General features: G+C 42.1%; 16 protein-coding genes, 1 riboswitch and 1 other annotated feature. Of the genes, 12 read left to right on the top strand and 4 right to left on the bottom strand.

The annotated features are described in order from the left end of the window. Window positions 1–58: 58 nt before the first annotated feature. The 3 genes from B5F08_RS03415 to B5F08_RS03405 form a co-directional block, all read right to left on the bottom strand. Window positions 59–853: a ClpP family protease gene (locus B5F08_RS03415; protein WP_087376424.1), complete on the bottom strand. Its 795-nt coding sequence runs from the start codon at window positions 851–853 to the stop codon at window positions 59–61. Window positions 854–1,051: 198 nt separating this feature from the next. Beyond that, window positions 1,052–2,335 (bottom strand): HlyC/CorC family transporter, encoded by a 1,284-nt coding sequence (locus B5F08_RS03410; RefSeq protein ID WP_242968229.1) that lies wholly within the window; start codon window positions 2,333–2,335, stop codon window positions 1,052–1,054. A gap of 49 nt (window positions 2,336–2,384) precedes the next feature. Further along, window positions 2,385–2,603, bottom strand: coding sequence for a DUF896 domain-containing protein (locus tag B5F08_RS03405; RefSeq protein WP_087376423.1), 219 nt, complete (start codon window positions 2,601–2,603; stop codon window positions 2,385–2,387). A 296-nt stretch (window positions 2,604–2,899) separates the two neighbouring features. On the opposite strand from B5F08_RS03405, the gene ectB reads away from it, so the two are divergent. Next, window positions 2,900–4,171 (top strand): diaminobutyrate--2-oxoglutarate transaminase, encoded by a 1,272-nt coding sequence (gene ectB, locus B5F08_RS03400; protein ID WP_242968228.1) that lies wholly within the window; start codon window positions 2,900–2,902, stop codon window positions 4,169–4,171. 179 nt (window positions 4,172–4,350) lie between these two features. Here ectB and nrdD read toward each other — a convergent pair whose 3' ends face one another. After that, the gene (gene nrdD / locus B5F08_RS03395; protein WP_087376422.1) at window positions 4,351–4,644 is read right to left on the bottom strand and encodes an anaerobic ribonucleoside-triphosphate reductase; all 294 of its coding nucleotides are present in this window, start codon (window positions 4,642–4,644) and stop codon (window positions 4,351–4,353) included. Window positions 4,645–4,873: 229 nt separating this feature from the next. After that, window positions 4,874–5,116, top strand: a binding site (T-box leader). A gap of 72 nt (window positions 5,117–5,188) precedes the next feature. Between nrdD and asnS the strand changes: the two genes are divergently transcribed. The 11 genes from asnS to B5F08_RS03340 all read left to right on the top strand — a co-directional run bounded on the left by asnS (window position 5,189) and on the right by B5F08_RS03340 (window position 17,026). Further along, the gene (asnS, locus tag B5F08_RS03390; RefSeq protein WP_087376421.1) at window positions 5,189–6,559 is read left to right on the top strand and encodes an asparagine--tRNA ligase; all 1,371 of its coding nucleotides are present in this window, start codon (window positions 5,189–5,191) and stop codon (window positions 6,557–6,559) included. A gap of 32 nt (window positions 6,560–6,591) precedes the next feature. After that, entirely contained in the window at window positions 6,592–7,599 is a 1,008-nt protein-coding gene (asnA, locus tag B5F08_RS03385; protein WP_087376420.1) for an aspartate--ammonia ligase, read from the top strand. Between the two features lie 117 nt (window positions 7,600–7,716). Continuing rightward, window positions 7,717–7,815, top strand: a riboswitch (purine riboswitch). Between the two features lie 78 nt (window positions 7,816–7,893). Then, window positions 7,894–9,246 (top strand): uracil-xanthine permease family protein, encoded by a 1,353-nt coding sequence (locus B5F08_RS03380; RefSeq protein ID WP_087376419.1) that lies wholly within the window; start codon window positions 7,894–7,896, stop codon window positions 9,244–9,246. A 201-nt stretch (window positions 9,247–9,447) separates the two neighbouring features. Continuing rightward, window positions 9,448–10,527 carry an ABC transporter substrate-binding protein gene (locus B5F08_RS03375; protein ID WP_087376418.1) on the top strand — a complete coding sequence of 360 codons (1,080 nt, stop codon included), beginning with the start codon at window positions 9,448–9,450 and terminating at the stop codon, window positions 10,525–10,527. A 45-nt stretch (window positions 10,528–10,572) separates the two neighbouring features. After that, window positions 10,573–11,571, top strand: a complete 999-nt coding sequence (locus tag B5F08_RS03370; protein ID WP_087376417.1) for a FecCD family ABC transporter permease — start codon at window positions 10,573–10,575, stop codon at window positions 11,569–11,571. After that, window positions 11,568–12,332, top strand: a complete 765-nt coding sequence (locus B5F08_RS03365; RefSeq protein WP_087376416.1) for an ABC transporter ATP-binding protein — start codon at window positions 11,568–11,570, stop codon at window positions 12,330–12,332. Before B5F08_RS03370 ends, B5F08_RS03365 begins: the two co-directional genes overlap by 4 nt. A gap of 64 nt (window positions 12,333–12,396) precedes the next feature. Further along, window positions 12,397–13,188: an FAD binding domain-containing protein gene (locus tag B5F08_RS03360; RefSeq protein ID WP_087376415.1), complete on the top strand. Its 792-nt coding sequence runs from the start codon at window positions 12,397–12,399 to the stop codon at window positions 13,186–13,188. Next, window positions 13,185–13,652 carry a (2Fe-2S)-binding protein gene (locus B5F08_RS03355; protein WP_087376414.1) on the top strand — a complete coding sequence of 156 codons (468 nt, stop codon included), beginning with the start codon at window positions 13,185–13,187 and terminating at the stop codon, window positions 13,650–13,652. The genes B5F08_RS03360 and B5F08_RS03355 overlap by 4 nt, the downstream gene beginning before the upstream one ends. After that, entirely contained in the window at window positions 13,649–15,934 is a 2,286-nt protein-coding gene (locus B5F08_RS03350; protein WP_087376413.1) for a xanthine dehydrogenase family protein molybdopterin-binding subunit, read from the top strand. The genes B5F08_RS03355 and B5F08_RS03350 overlap by 4 nt, the downstream gene beginning before the upstream one ends. After that, window positions 15,934–16,491: a nucleotidyltransferase family protein gene (locus B5F08_RS03345; protein WP_087376412.1), complete on the top strand. Its 558-nt coding sequence runs from the start codon at window positions 15,934–15,936 to the stop codon at window positions 16,489–16,491. The genes B5F08_RS03350 and B5F08_RS03345 overlap by 1 nt, the downstream gene beginning before the upstream one ends. An 85-nt stretch (window positions 16,492–16,576) precedes the next feature. Then, entirely contained in the window at window positions 16,577–17,026 is a 450-nt protein-coding gene (locus B5F08_RS03340) for a YybH family protein (RefSeq protein ID WP_158096198.1), read from the top strand. Window positions 17,027–17,093: the final 67 nt, after the last annotated feature.

Raw genomic sequence — 17,093 nt, 5'->3', positions numbered from 1 at the left:
ATGTACCTCCGTTGTGACTGCCGCACAAAGGACTTTCCCTTATGCGGCATTTCTGACCTTAATTGTTTTCTTTTTCCTGCTTTGATTTTCTTTTTGTCCTTGAGCTTCCTTTTCCTATCATGGAATAAAGGCACTCCATAGCATCGCTGACGCTTCCCACGCTGTCTATAAGACCTTCTTCCACAGCGTCCTCGCCCTCAAGAATTGTTCCCACATCCATCACAAGCTCTCCAGTATTCAGCACAAGCTCGCTGTATCTTTCCTTTGAAATATTGGAATTTCGGCAGACAAAGTTATTTATCCTGTCCTGCATTCTCTTGAAATACTCAAAGGACTGGGACACTCCCAGGGTTATCCCGTTTGTCCTTACGGGATGCACTGTCATGGAAGCACTTCTTGCGATAAAGCTCTTTTTAGCCGCCACAGCCAAAGGGATTCCGATTGAGTGTCCGCCTCCCAAAACAATTGAAACCGTGGGTTTTTTCATTCCGGAGATAACCTCTGCAATGGCAAGACCCGCCTCCACATCTCCCCCCACGGTGTTTATAAGTATCAAAAGTCCGTCAACATTCTGATCCTCCTCCACCGCTACAAGCTGAGGAATAACGTGTTCGTATTTTGTAGTTTTGTTCTGAGCAGGCAATATAAAATGACCTTCTATCTCCCCGATAATCGTAAGACACCTTATATTTTTCCCCTTGTGACTGGCAGCTATCATGCCGCAGTCCTCCATTGGAGCCGACTGGGGACTGTTTTCCTCTTCCTCCTGAGCCTGTTCCACCGGATTTTCCTCTTCGGAAACCGCCTGTCGGAGCTTTTTGCTCTTTGTATTTTTCTTTTCAGCTTTTGCCATTTGAAAACACCTCCGAGAAAATTATTCCCGAAAAAAGCCTCAAAATGCATAGCTTTAAATTTGATTATAACATTATTGCAACACTTCTTCAACTGTTTTTTACTCTTTATTTTAAGCATTTTCACATTGGAAATTTTTACCCTTAAAAAATAAAAAGGACGCACAAAAATGCACGTCCTCTATGAAAATTTTTAGTTTTTATTTTTGTTCTTCAGCAGGTTCTTCCTTATCTGAATAGCCAACAAGAAGGGTAATAATTCTCTGGTCCTCTATTTCCATAACGGTAATCTTCAGGTCGTCAATCTCCAAAGAATCTCCCGCCTTTGGAATTTCACCCTTTTTATCAAGGAAAAATCCGCCTATTGTTATACTGTCCGTATCAAGATTTCTTGTGCTTACACCAAACAGTCCGAATACCTCTTCCAACGGCATATCGCCGCTTACCTTGTAGGTTCCGTCCTCGATTTTTGTGAAGAGCTTTTCTTCCTCCTCGTCCTCGTCCCAGATTTCTCCCACAATTTCCTCAAGCAAATCCTCCATTGTGATAAGTCCCAATGTTCCGCCGTACTCGTCGATTACTATTGCCATATGGTGCTTGTTTTTTCTAAATTCGGTAAGGATATCGGAAAGACGCTGGTTCTTGTAAACAAACTGGGCAGGCTGAATAAGCTTTTTGATATTTGGCTTTACGCTCATAGCCATTTCCTCAAGGAAATCTCTGCTGTGGATTATACCTATTATATTATCGTAATTTCCCTGATATACCGGTATTCTTGAAAAACGCTCCTCAAGGATTGTCTTTTTCATTGTTTCATAATCGCTGTCTATGTCAACTGCGGTCATGTCAACTCTCGGTGTGAGGATTTCAAAGGCTGTCTTTTCGTCAAAGTCCAAGGCTGACTGCACAAGCTCTTTTTCCTGCTGTTCCAGCACGCCCTCTTCCTCGATACTATTTATTATGTATTTAAGCTCATCTTCTGTAACAGATGGTGCGTCGTTCTTTATTCTCAGCATCTTTATAACTATACTTTTCAGTCCTATAAAGAAAAGCGCAATAGGATAAAGAACAAACATAAATACTCTGAGTATTCCGGCTGTATAAAGGGCAATGGTTTCACTGCTCTCTTTTCCTATACATTTAGGTATAATCTCGCCGAATGTCAAAACCAAAAATGTGGTTGCGCCGGTAGCGATAGCCGCACCCATGTCGCCCCAGATATTCATACACAAAACTGTGGCAAGTGAAGAACCGCCCAGGTTTACTATGTTGTTTCCTATAAGAATAGTGGTAATAGTCTTGTCGTAGTTGTCGCAGATATAAAGAGCAGTCTTGGCACGCTTTGCCTTTTTACTGCCGCTGTCTGCATAGCTTTTAAGTCTTACCTGATTTACTGTAGAAAAAGCTGTTTCTGTACCCGAAAAAAATGCGGAAAACAATATACAAATGAATATAACAATACCCATTATTGCGTTTTCGTTCAAAAAAATCACCTCAAATTATCTTTCTATAAATAATATTCTGCACCATCAATTATAAATCTTTTTTTCTGTTAAACTCCTTAAAAGGAATAACCTTGCCGTCGGGAGTTTTTACACTTACCGAATCAAGCTGCTTGTCGAAATTCTCACGAAAGTTTTTGAGATAAACCGCATAGAGAGCCTTTTGCTCATCCTGCTCTTCTTTTGTAAGTCCCTGTTCTCTTTTCTTTTTTGCAAGTTCGTTAATTCTCTTGAGTAAATCGTCCTGCATATAATTTTCTCCTGCTCCTAAAATAAGATATTTATACAGCGCACATGCTTTTTTATCAATATTGTTTATGTTTTTAAGTATGCAAATGATGTCATACCCTCTAAGCACTGTATGAATGTATTCTACCACAAATCATTTGAAATTGATAGATATTATGCATAATTTTTTAAACTTTCCAGCCTTAATATTTTATTAAGGAATAGTCCTGTTTTTGTTGACTTCATTAACAGGTAATTGTATAATGGCAAATGAATGAAAACTTGTATATGTATAGTTATCAGAAAGGAAGTATCGGTTTGAATACTTTAGCATTTGAAAAATACGAGTCCGAAGTCCGTTCATACTGCAGACATTTCCCTACTGTTTTCACTAAATCAAAGGGAGCTTTCTTCTTCGATGAGGACGGAAATAAATATATAGACTTTTTCTGCGGAGCAGGTGCTGTAAACTACGGCCACAACAACGATTATATAAAGGAAAAAGTTCTCGACTATATAGCAAACGACGGTATAACTCATTCACTTGATATGTATACCACAGCTAAAAGAGATTTTATAGAATATTTTGAGGAAAAGGTTTTGAAGCCAAGAGATTTGGACTACAAAATCATGTTCCCGGGCCCTACAGGCACAAACGCTGTTGAAGCCGCTTTGAAGCTTGCAAGAAAGTACACAAAGCGCAGAACTGTTTGGGCTCTCATGGGCGCATTCCACGGAATGACATTGGGCGCTTTGGCTCTCACCACTGACAAAGCCTCAAGAAGAGGCGCAGGCGTTCCCCTTGACTCAAATGTAGTTCACATTCCTGCACCTTATATGTTCCCTGAGCTTGACACAATCAAGTACATGGAAACACTTCTCACAGACGACCATTCAGGTGTTGAAAAGCCGGCCGCTTTTGTTATTGAAACAATTCAGGCAGAGGGCGGAATTCAGGTATTCGATGTTGAATGGCTGAAAAGAGTAAGAGAATTCTGCACAAAGCACGAAATTCTCCTTATAGTTGACGATATTCAGGTTGGCTGCGCAAGAAGCGGAACCTTCTTCTCCTTTGAACGTGCCGGAATTAAGCCTGACATCTTTACACTTTCAAAATCAATCGGCGGCTACGGCTTCCCTCTGGCTTTGACTTTGTTCAAGCCTGAGCTTGACGTATTCACACCGGGCGAGCACAACGGAACATTCAGAGGAAACCAGATTGCCTTTATCACTGCAAAAGCAGGTCTTGAGTACATGCTGAGCCATAACATCGAAGCAGAAACAAGAAGAAAAGGCGAAATCGAAAAAGAATTTATTGAAAAAGAAATTCTTCCTCTTGACAGCAGAATTAAAATGCGTGGCATAGGACTTATCTGGGGAATTGATTTCTCCGAAATTCCTGTAAAGGGCTTTGCCGATAAGGTTCAGGATTACGCTTTTGCCCATAAGCTCATAATCGAGGGCGCAGGCAGAAAGAACGCTGTTTTGAAAACAATGCCTCCTCTTATTATCGAGGACGAAACACTTCTTGAGGGTCTCGGCATTTTAAGAGACGCAATCAAAGAGGTTCTCAAAGAAGAAAACAAATAATAAATACATCTGTTTTCTTAAATATACCATAAAAAATTAACGCCCCGAGTTTTCGAGGCGTTGTTTTTATTAAGGAAGTTTTAATGAAAGCGTTATTAAAGAAAAAAAGCCTTGATTTTTATCAAGACTTTTGCCGGATATCTATTATGTTAAGGATAGTGTTTAACTAAGGAAAAATTTTAAGCGATTTCTTCCATTGAGCAGGAGCAGCCCAAGCTGTGCTTTACACGGTCGTTTACTTCTGCTTTCTTTGCATTGTTGAAACGGTCAACAGTTCCTACAAGATAGCCTGTAATTCTTCTGATTCTCTCAAAAGGAACAGGGTCATACTCGTATCTCATGTCAACGAACTCGCCGTCTACTTTAAGTTCTACAGATTTTATATATTTATCAGGATGATTTGCTTTAAGCTGTTCAACGTATACATTTATCTCTTCCTGGGAAAGATTTCCGCCTACTACATTTATATTCATAAGTTAACCTCCATTACTAAATATTGTGTTTCTCTCTGAGTGCACACATATTCTAGCACCATATATAGTAAAAGTCAATAGTGATTACTGATTTTCAAAAAATATTTTTTTATCCTTAAAAATCACATCAAATACTTGACATAAGTTTTTATAAAGCATATAATGATTAAGTAATCTGCGCTTTGTAAAGTCATTTTGCAGAGCTGATAATAAAAATTTAACAAAAGCCTTAAATGCTATGATGAAGAGAAGTAGCAAAAGAATTCGCTTACAGTGAGTACGGGACAGTGTGAACCGTACAGCAGAGCTTTCGTGAATAACACTTCGGAGCAGCTATCTGAACAGGAATATCCCCAAGTAGGTGATGCCGTTGACTGTGCGTTAAACAGGATGCTTTTTTATGAAGCTTAGAGTGACCGGTTTTCCGGTAATATAGGTGGTACCACGGGTGTTATAGCCGCTCGTCCTAATTAAATAGGACGGCGGTTTTTTATTTTGGAAATAATAATCTTAAATAAAACAAAAGTATACAAGGAGAAAACTTATGAAACACATCGACATTAAAGACATTCAGACAAAAGCTGAATATGTAGACACAGACGTCACAGTATGCGGCTGGGTAAGAACTTCCAGAGATTCAAAAAACATGGCTTTTCTCGAGATGAACGACGGAACAAGCCTTAAACATCTTCAAATCGTAATCGACAAGTCAGCCCTTGACAATTACGACTTTGCTTTAAAGCTTGGAACTGCTTTAAAGGTAACAGGTACAGTAGTTCCTGCAAGACAGGGCAGTGTTGAGATAAACGCTAAGGAAATCACACTTTTGGGCGACTGTCCGGCAGATTATCCTTTGCAGAAAAAACGCCACACCCTTGAATTTTTGAGAACTATGCCACACCTCAGAGTTAGAACCAACACATTTAACGCTGTTTTGAGAGTTCGTTCAGTTATGGCTGCCTCAATCCACAAGTATTTTCAGGACAGAAACTATGTATATATCAACACACCTCTTCTCACAGGAAGCGACTGCGAGGGCGCAGGCGAGGTATTCAAGGTAACTACAATTGGTTATTCCGACCAGTACAAATCAGAAGAGGAATACTACAGCAACGACTTTTTCGGCAAGAAAGCAGGTCTGAGCGTTTCAGGTCAGCTTGAGGGCGAGGTTGCCGCAATGGCAATGGGCAAAATCTACACATTCGGTCCAAGCTTCAGAGCTGAAAACAGCAACACACCAAGACACGTTGCAGAGTTCTGGCACATTGAGCCGGAAGTTGCTTTTGCAGAGCTTGACGACATAATCGAAATTGCCGAGGACATGATAAAATATATAGTAAGAGACGTTATGGAAAAATGCCCTCAGGAGCTTGCTTTCTTCAACCAGCATTTTGAAAAGGGTCTTATCGACAAGCTCCAGCACCTTTTGGACAGCGAGTTTGAAATTCTCGATTACACAAAGGCTATCGAAATCCTCAAGGACGCAAAGAAAGAGTTTGTATACCCTGTTGAGTGGGGCTGCGACCTTCAGACAGAGCATGAAAGATACATCACAGAGGAAGTATTCAACAAGCCTGTATTTATCACAAACTATCCTAAGGACATCAAGTCTTTCTATATGAAGCAAAATCCGGACGGAAAGACAGTTGCCGCAACAGACCTTCTTGTTCCCGGCGTAGGCGAAATCATCGGATGCAGCGAGAGAGAAGCTGACTACGACAAGCTGGTTGAGGCAATGAAAGCAAGAAACATGAACATGGATGAATATGCAGATTACCTTGAGCTTAGAAAGTTTGGCTCTGTTCCGCACAGCGGCTTCGGTCTTGGCTTTGAAAGAATTATCATGTATGTAACAGGTATGAGCAACATCCGTGACGTAATTCTTTACCCGAGAACAGTAGGAAGCATCAGATAAGGCTTTCTAACACTACGAAAGGATAAGAAAATATGAAAAATCTTATAATTCCGGAGAACTACTCCTCACCGCTTACTTTGAGAGAAACTCAAAGTGCGGTAAAATACATCAAAGATACTTTCCAGAAAAAGCTTATCGCAGGACTTAACCTTGACAGAATTACCGCTCCCCTTATTGTTTTCAGCGACAGCGGAATAAACGACGACCTTAACGGAGTTGAGCGCAAGGTTTCTTTCTCCATGAAGGAAATCGACGGCACTGCCGAGGTTGTACAGTCCTTGGCAAAATGGAAAAGAATGGCTCTCCACCGTTACGGATACCAAAACGGCGAGGGTATTTACACAGATATGAATGCTTTAAGACGTGACGACGATGTTGACAACACACATTCAATCTTTGTTGACCAGTGGGACTGGGAAAGAGTTCTCACAAGAGAGGACAGAAACACAGATTTTCTGAAAAAGACAGTTGAAACAATCGCCCATGCAGTTGTTGACACTTTCTATGGGGTAAAAGCAAAGTATCCTAAAATCCAGGGCGACTTCAACAGAGATGTATTCTTTATAACATCTCAGGAGCTTGAGGATATGTATCCTGACATGACCTCAAAGGAAAGAGAAAACGCAATCACAAAAGAGCACGGCACTGTGTTTATCTCTCAGATTGGCTCTGTTCTCAAAAGCGGCAAGAAGCACGACGGAAGAGCACCTGACTACGACGACTGGAGCTTAAACGGCGACCTGTTCTTCTGGCACAACGCATTAAACGCTTCCCTTGAGATTTCCTCAATGGGAATAAGAGTTGATGCTCAGTCACTTATGAAACAGCTTGAAATCTGCAATGCAACAGAGAGAACAAAATTTGAATATCATAAGATGATTTTAAACGATGAACTCCCGCTTACAATAGGCGGCGGCATCGGACAGTCAAGACTTTGTATGCTTATGCTTGACAAAGCTCACATCGGCGAAGTACAGGTTTCCCTGTGGCCTGCCGATATGGTTGAAAAATGCAAAGAGGGCAACATTATTTTACTGTGATTTTTTGTCAAAACATGACATATGTAAAGAAAATTTCCGGAATTTTCGTACAATAATACGAAAATTCATAAAGCCGTCACTTTTTGGAGTTAATGCCTTTAAAACTCCGCTAAAGTATGTTAAAATTTAAAAAAAATGCGTATATTTCAGCATAATGGGCTGTAAGTTTCTACCCTTTATCCGTAATAAAGGACTACGCAGGAATAACGGCAGACGTCATTTTAAAAATGGCGTCTGTTTCCCTGCCTGCCTCATATTATGCCGAAAAACGCAAATAATATGAGGAGTTTTTTTATGTCAAATCAAGTAAGCAACATTTACAAGCTTGACGGAAGAGTACCTCTGTCAAGGGCAATTCCTTTGGGAATTCAGCACGTTCTTGCAATGTTTCTGGGCAATGTTTCCCCTCTGCTCATTGTCTGCGGTCTTATTGAGATGGACCCGGCTATGAAAACAATGCTTATTCAGAACGCAATGTTCATTGCAGGTATCACAACCCTTATTCAGCTTTATCCAATCTGGAAAGTCGGATGCAGACTTCCTGTAGTAATGGGTACAAGCTCAGGCTTTATCGGAACCTGCAAAGCCATAGGTGTAAACTACGGCTACGGCGCAATTTTGGGAGCTTCCCTCATAGGCGCAATTTTTGAAATTTTCTTAGGTTTCTTCATCAAGCCTTTGAAAAAGCTTTTCCCTCCGGTTGTTACAAGCCTTGTTATCATGTCAATCGGTCTTTCACTGCTTCCTGTAGGCGTTAATTATTTCGCAGGCGGCTCAGGCAGCGCAGATTACGGCAACTGGAAACACCTTTTGGTAGGTACAGTTGTTGTTCTCACAATCGTTTTCTTCAAGCAGTTTACAAAGGGATTTTTGAGTGTTTCCTCAATCCTTATCGGTATTATCGTTGGATATATCCTTGCAATCTGCCTTGGAATGGTTGATTTTACTCAGGTTGCAGAGGCAAGCTGGATAAGCCTTCCACATCTTATGCCGATAGCTATGGACTTTAACTGGCAGGCAATCGTTGCAATGCTCATCATGTTCGTGGCAACTGCCGTTGAAACTGTCGGCGACATTTCAGGTATCGCCAACGGCGGACTTGACAGAGAAGCAACCGACAAAGAGCTTTCCGGCGGCGTAATCGCTGACGGTTTCGGAAGCCTTTTGGCTGCTGTGTTCGGTGTTCTTCCAAACACATCATTCAGCCAGAACGTAGGTCTTGTAGCTGTTACAAAGGTTGTAAACAGATTCTGCATTATGACCGGTGCAGTTTTCCTCATTCTCTGCGGATTTGTTCCAAAGCTTTCCGCTATTCTCTCAGTAATGCCTCAGTCAGTTTTGGGCGGCGCAGCTGTAATCATGTTCGCTATGATTTTGGTTAGCGGTATGCGTTCACTCCAGAGAGAGAAGCTCACAGGCAGAAACGAAATCATCATTTCCCTTGCTCTCGGCTTGGGCGTTGGTATCGGTATGGTTCCTGAGTCACTTAGTCTTATGCCTGAATGGGTTAGCCAGATTTTCGCACAGAACGGAATTATCATGACTTTCGTAATCGCTACCGTATTTAACCTTATTCTTCCAAAGGACAAAGAAACAGACGACGAAAAGGTTTCAAAGGTTGTCCGTGAGGAATACAAAGACAAATAAGAATATTTGAGTCCTTAACGACAGGATTCCCGGGGCTGTCTTCAATGCCGGGCGTGTTTAGCCCACATTGAATGACAGCCCTTTTGATTTGACATTTTTCACATAAATAAAACCTTATTATATAATAAAAACACATTAAGCTATCGACAAGGCTTGCGCCTTTTTGATAAAATAAAATTAAAAAGAAAGGAAAAATTCGAAATGAAGAAAAAACAGACACTTGCTTTTCTTTTGGCTTTGATTATGATGTTCTCTGTTTTCGCAGGATGCGCAGGAAACAATGATACCACAACAGAAGAGCAGACCACAGCAGCACAGGAAACAACCGCAGAAACCACAGGCGAAATCACAATTACAGACCAGATAGGTAGAGAGGTAACCCTCGAGGCTCCGGCTGAGAAAATCGTTTCCGCTTACTATCTCTCCTCTTCCCTGCTCATCGCACTTGGCGCAGAGGATAAGGTTGTGGGCATCGAGATGAAAGCAGACACAAGAGGACTCTATAAGCTCGCCGCTCCTCAGTTCCTTGATTTGCCGGCAGTAGGCTCAGGCAAGGGCATAAACGTTGAGGAAACCGCCGCTTTGGAACCTGACCTTGTTATCATTCCAAAGAAGCTTTCCGACTCTGTAGAGCAGTTTGAAGCTTTGAACATTCCGGTAGTAGTTATTGACCCTGAAACACTTGACAGCTTCCTTGAAACAGTTGACATTTTGGGCAAGCTCACAGGCTGTGAGGAAAAGGCACAGAGCCTTATCGACGATTACAACCAGGTTATCACAGAGGTTTCCGAGCTTACAAAAGACGTTGAAAACAAACCTCTTGTTTACATCGCAGGCAGTGACATGCTGAGAACAGCCGGAACAGGCATGTACCAGAACGACCTCATCGAGATTGCAGGCGGCACAAACGCAGCCGCATCCATCGAGGACAGCGCATGGGTTGACATAACAGCAGAAGAGCTTCTCTCATGGAATCCTGAAAAGGTTTACGTTGTTTCCTACAGCGATTACACAATGGACGAATTTATCGCCGCATATCCTCAGCTTACAGCAACACAGTCACCTGAGGAAAATGTAAAGGTATTCCCAGGAGCTATAGAGCCATGGGATTATCCGACAGCTTCCGCACCTTTGGGCGTTTTGTGGCTTGCAAACGACTTGCACCCTGAGCTTGTTTCCGATGAGGACCTTGAAACAAGAGTATCAGAGTTCTACAAGGAGTATTTCGACATCGACGTAACCCTTGAGGATGTAAACAACTACGAAACAGCTGCGGCTTAATTTTCTTTAAACAAAAATATAACAATAACAACGGGAGATACCGAAATGAAAAAAAGACTTTTGATAACAGCGCTATTATGGGTGGCTCTTATACTCGTTTCCGCCTGCGTCGGAAGATACCCTTTATCACTTGAGGATATTTTTCTGATTATAACAGGCAGACATGAGTCAGCCACTGCCGTTTCCCTGTTTTGGGAAATAAGGCTTCCCCGTGTGCTTTTGGTGGCATACGGCGGAGGAGCTTTGGCTGTTTCTGGCGCAGTTTTTCAGACTCTTTTTTCAAACCCACTGGTATCTCCCGATGTTTTGGGCGTCACCAGCGGATGCTCCGTAGGCGCAGTTTTTGCCATGCTTTTCCTGCCCTCAGCCATGTGGGCGGTACAGGGCTCTGCCTTTGTTTTCGGACTTTTGGTGGTGGCGTTTGCCCTGTTTCTGTCCTCATTTGTAAAATCAAACAGGATTTTAGGCATGGTTTTGGCTGGAATTATTGTCAGCAGTGCCGCTTCCGCTGTGCTTATGATTTTCAAAATGGTGGCAGACCCGTTAAACCAGCTCCCAGCCATTGAATACTGGCTTATGGGAGGATTTCAAAACTCAACAAACAGCAAGCTCATACTTGTTGTATCAATCACAATAATCCCTTTGATTTTAATGTATCTTTTGAGATACCGCCTGAAAGTTTTATCCCTCGGCGACGAGCAGGCGCAAAGCTTGGGAATTTCTCCCCTTAAAACAAGGATATTTTTTATAGTTTTAGCCACTCTGCCTGTTTCCGCAGTGGTATCTGTTGCGGGCGTTGTGAGCTGGATAGGACTTATCGCTCCCCATATAGTCAGACTTTGCATAAGCCGTGACATAAGCAAAAATATGGGTGCTGTTTTCTTTACCGGCGGCGTGCTTTTGATGGCAGCCGACCTTTTCGCAAGAAATATTTCGGGACTTGAGCTTCCTATAAGTATATTCACATCACTATTCGGAAGCGTGTTCCTTACATTCCTGCTTATAAGAAGATTTTTTGATAAAAAAGGAGGAAACAGACTGTGAAAATTCAGGTAAAAGACCTTACCGCCGGGTTTCATAAAAATCCAATACTTGAAAATGTTTCCTTTGAAATATCAAAAGGCGGAATATGGTTTCTTTTAGGGCCTAACGGCTCGGGAAAATCCACACTTATAAAAACTCTTGGAGGATATATAACGCCGGAAAAGGGCGATATTCTTTATGACAATATTCCCCTTAAAAACATACCGATAAAGAAAAGAGCAAAAATAATCGCATACATGCCCCAGAAATTTTATTCTCAGTCAATGACCGTTGAGGACTTTGTAACAATGGGCGCCACCCCTTACCTTTCCCCTTTTCAGCAGCCTCAAAAAAGCCACAGGGAAAAGGCAAAAAAATATATAGAGGAAATGGGGATTTCCCACCTTTCTCAGAGAAGTACAGAGGAAATAAGCGGAGGAGAGCTTCAGCTTGCCTGCCTTGCCAAAACCTTTACCCAGGAAACCGACTATATTCTGCTGGACGAGCCAACCTCGGGACTTGATGTAAAACGCCAGCAGGATTTTATGAAAAAGGTCAAAGCCCTTTCAAAGGAAAATCAAAACAAGCTTATAATACTCAGCGTTCACGACCCCAACCTTGCCCTACAGTACGGCGACGGTATCTTGCTTATAAAGGATAAAAAAGTGGACATCATACCAAAAACGGATGAATTTGCAAAAAGCCTTTTGAAAAAACTTATACCCGTTTACGGAAATGACCTTAATTTGTCGGAAGAGGGATTTTTATATTGGAAAACCTGACATAAAATGATATAATAAGACAAAAAATAAAAGGTCAATTCTGTCAGCAAAAGGAGGAATTATATTGTTTAAGGCTCAAAATTATATTAAAGCTTCAGACCTTCAGGAAGCCCTTGAACTGAACAAAAAAAGAACCAACAAAGTTCTTGGCGGCGGCTGTTGGATGAAGATGGGAAAAAAGAACATCAACACACTGATAGACCTCAGCAGTTTGGGACTTGATAAAATAACAGAAACCGACGACGAAATAATAATAGGCGCTATGGTCACTCTCCGTGACATTGAAACAAGCCCTGTTATAGAAAAATATTTTGGCAATTACTTTAAAGATGCATTTACACATATTGTAGGCGTGCAGTTCCGCAACTGCGCAACTATAGGCGGCAGTGTTTTCTCACGCTTCGGATTTTCAGATATTGTCACCTCTCTGATTGTTTTGGGTACAGAGGTTGAGCTTGCCGGCGGCGAAACTGTTTCCATGGAGGAATACTCCCAAAGAGATTATGACAACGATATTGTTGTAAACATACACATCAAAAAGGACGGCAGAAAAGCCGCCTATGAAAGCTTTAGAAACACACAGACGGACATTCCTGTTTTAAACTGTTCCCTTGCATATGACGGCAAAAAGCTTTATGCCGCTGTGGGCGCAAGACCAATGAGGGGAAAAGTTTCCACAATGGACTGTTCCGATGTGGAAAACTCTGAAGAAATTTTTAAATTCTTTGAAAAAATCCAAGCTGAAACAGAGTTTGGAACCAATACAAGGGCGTCAAAGGAATACAGAAAACATCTCTGCCTTGTACTTTTGAAGCGTGCCTATAAAAAACTTGTCTGTAAGGAGGGCGAACAATGATTATTACAGTTAAAATAAACGGAAAAACCTACAAGGACGAAGTTGCCCCCGATACAGTTCTTTTAGATTATCTGAGAAGTCACGGCTGTTACTCCGTTAAAAGAGGCTGTGAAACCTCTAACTGCGGACTTTGCACCGTTCATATGAACTCGAATCCTGTGCTTTCATGCAGTGTTTTGGCAGTTCGTGCCGACGGTCAGGAGATAACCACCCTTGAGGGACTTCAAAAGGAAGCGGAAGAGTTCGGAGCTTTTCTTGCGGACGAGGGCGGCGAACAGTGCGGTTTTTGCAGTCCGGGATTTATTATGAATGTTTTGGCAATGGTAAAAGAGCTTAAAAATCCAACAGACGAGGAAATAAAAAAATACCTCGAGGGCAATCTCTGCCGCTGTACAGGATATCAAAGCCAGATGAGAGCCATAAAGAAATATCTTGATTTTAAGCAAAAGGAGGAACAAAAATGAAATACGTCAACGCTCATATAAGAAAAAAAGACGCAATGAGCCTTGTTACAGGTAAACCTGTTTATACAGGTGATATTGTTCCCCAGAACGCTTTGGTGGTAAAGCTTTTGAGAAGCCCCCACGCAAGGGCTGAAATTATTGACATCAACACTGCGGCGGCTATGAAGGTTCCCGGCGTTGAGTGCATACTCACCTATAAGGATGTTCCAAACTCAAGATTTACTACAGCCGGACAGACATATCCTGAGCCAAGCCCCTATGACAGACTTATTCTTGACAAGCTTCTGCGCTGTGCCGGCGACCCTGTGGCTATTGTTGCGGCGGAAAATGAAAAGGCGGCTGACAAGGCTTTAAAGCTTATAAAGGTAAAATACAATGTCCTTGAACCACTTTTGGACTTCACAAAGGCAATGGACAACCCTATAATTGTTCATCCGGAGGACAATTTCAAGGCTCTTTGCAATGTGGGAACAGACAAGAACAGAAACATTTGCAGCAGCGATGTTTTTGAGGTGGGCAATGTTGAGGAATCCTTAAAAAACTGCGATGTTGTACTTGAGAGAACCTACAACACAAAAGCCAACAGCCAGGCAATGATGGAAACATTCCGCACCTTTACCTATATTGACGAGTACGGAAGACTTAACGTGGTAAGCTCAACACAGGTTCCTTTCCACGTGAGAAGAATCCTCTCCAACGCTTTGGAAATTCCAAAATCAAAAATCAGAGTAGTTAAGCCACGTATCGGCGGCGGTTTCGGCGCAAAGCAGAGCGTTGTAAGCGAGCAGTTCCCGGCAATCGTCACAATGAAAACCGGAAGAGCCGCTTATATTGTTTACACAAGAGAAGAGAGCATGACCAATGGTTCACCACGTCATCAAATGCAGATGAAAGTCAGAATCGGCGCAGACAGGGACGGAAGAATTAAGGTTATGGACCTTTACGCCCTTTCAAATGCCGGAGCTTACGGCGACCACGGCCCGACAACTATCGGACTTGTAGGACACAAATCTCTTTCACTTTACGGAAATCTTGAAGCGGCAAAATTTGCCTGCGATGTTGTATACACAAACACAATGGGCGGCGGAGCCTACAGAGGTTACGGCGCGACCCAGGGAATTTACGCCATTGAAACTGCCGTAAATGAAATTGCGGCAGAGCTGAACATGGACCCATGCAAAATCCGTGAAATGAACATGGTAAAAGAGGGTCAGACAATGGAAACCTACTACGGTGAGCCATGCAACAGCTGTACCCTTGACAAATGTATGGCTAAAGCCAAAGAGATGATAGACTGGGACAGCAAGTACCCGGCAAGAAAGCTTGATAACGGTCACATAAGAAGTGTGGGCGTTGCCATGGCTATGCAGGGCAGCGGTATTTCCGGTGTTGACATAGCAAACGCAGAAATAAGACTAAACGACGACGGCTTCTACACCTTGCTTATAGGCTGTACCGATATGGGAACAGGCTGTGACACAATACTTTCCCAGATGGCGGCGGATTGTCTTGACTGTGATATAGACAAAATCGCTGTAAGAGGCGTTGACACAGACCAATCCCCTTACGACACAGGCTCTTATGCATCATCCACAACCTATGTTACCGGAATGGCTGTTGTAAAAACCTGTCAGGAGCTTAGAGAAAAAATTCTTGAAACAGGCTGCAAGCTTTTGGGCATTGACAAGGAAAAAGGCGACTTTGACGGAGAAAAGGTGTTTGACCTTGAAACAGGAAAAAGCGTTTCACTTTCAGAAATCGGTTACGCAAGCTTTGAGGGACACAACAAGAGTCTTTCTGCCTCCTGCTCTCACTCCTCCCCGATTTCACCTCCTCCGTTTATGGTGGGAATTGCGGAAATCGACCTTGACCCTGAAACAGGATATGTTCAGGTGGTTGACTACGCCGCAGCAGTTGACTGCGGAACAGTTGTAAACAGAAACCTTGCCCGTGTACAGACCGAAGGCGGTATAGTTCAGGGAATAGGAATGGCTCTTTATGAGGATATTCAGTACAACGAACAGGGACGCATGATAAACAATTCATTCCTGCAATACAAAATCCCAGCCAGAACAGACTTAGGAACTATCAAGGTTGAATTTGAAAGCAGTTACGAGCCGACAGGTCCTTTCGGAGCAAAATCCATAGGTGAGCTTGTAATAAACACCCCATCCCCTGCAATCACAGACGCAATCTACAATGCAACAGGACTTTTCTTCCGCACACTTCCAATAAAGGCGGAGCAGATAGCCTTGGCGCTTGCTGAAAAAGAGGACAAATAATGATTACGGAAATTATTCTTCTTGCCGGCGGAGCTTCCAGACGCTTTAACGGAAACAAGCTGACATCTGAATTTAAAGGCAAAAAATTATTTTTATACGCCTTTGATATTGTTTCTGTTTTTAAAAACAGAGATGACTACATGGTTTCCGTGGTGACGTCCAATAAAGAAATCGCAGAAAAAGCGGAAGAATACGGATATAAAGTTATAGATGCCCCTCCCCCTGTGGAGGGCATCGCCGCTTCTGTGAGAGCCGGAGTAAATTCAGCAGATGCAAACCACATTCTATGCTTTTTTGTCTGCGACCAGCCACATTTTAAAAGCGATGAATTTTTAAATTTTACGGAAGAGTTTAAGAAAAGCGGAAAATCTCTGGGTCGTGTATATTCAGAAAACAGCTTCGGAAGTCCCACAATATTTCTGCCAACTGAAAGAGAACGGCTTTTAGAGCTTACAGGCGACTGCGGCGGCAAAAAGCTTTTTAAAAACAGAGAGTCCGAAACCTTTCTCTTTAAAGTCCCCGAAATATATTTAACTGATTACGATATAAAATTTTAATATGATTTTATCATATTCCATTGACAAAATTGTACAATTGTATTAGAATTTAGTAACCAATTATTATATGAAATGGGGTATTATTATGAAAGCAATGAAAAAAGTATCTGCTCTTCTTATTGCTGTGCTTTTGTCAGTGGCAATATTTGCAGGATGCGGCGGAACAGGAACAAGCGACGAAGACGCAATCAAAGAGGTTGTAGCACAGTTTGAAAAAAGTGTTCAGACTCAGAACATTGACGATATGCTCAAATGCTTCGACCCTGATTCATCTGCCGAGGTTCAGACAGTAATTGACCAGGCTTCTGAATTTGGAATGACTAAAGATGAAATCGCATCAAGCTTCTTTGCACAGCTCTCCTCAAATCCAAGTTCAGCAAAATTCACCACTGAAAACATCGTTATAGACGGTGAAACCGCAACAGCCGATGTTACACTTAACGCCGATGATGTAGAAGACTCCACAAGCGAGCTTACATTTAAAAAGATTGACGGAACATGGTACATTGACGGAAGCGGCAGCGGTCTTGCATAATAGAAATTACAGAAATTTCCTGTTGTTATAAGGCGACGGGAAATTTTTTTAACCTAAAAACAAAATA

The organism is Anaeromassilibacillus sp. An172 (genome assembly GCF_002160515.1).
In the GTDB taxonomy this organism is placed as follows: domain Bacteria; phylum Bacillota; class Clostridia; order Oscillospirales; family Acutalibacteraceae; genus Limousia; species Limousia pullorum.
The sequence above is the reverse complement of the archived record's forward strand: the minus strand, read 5'-3'. Positions and strand labels throughout refer to the sequence as shown.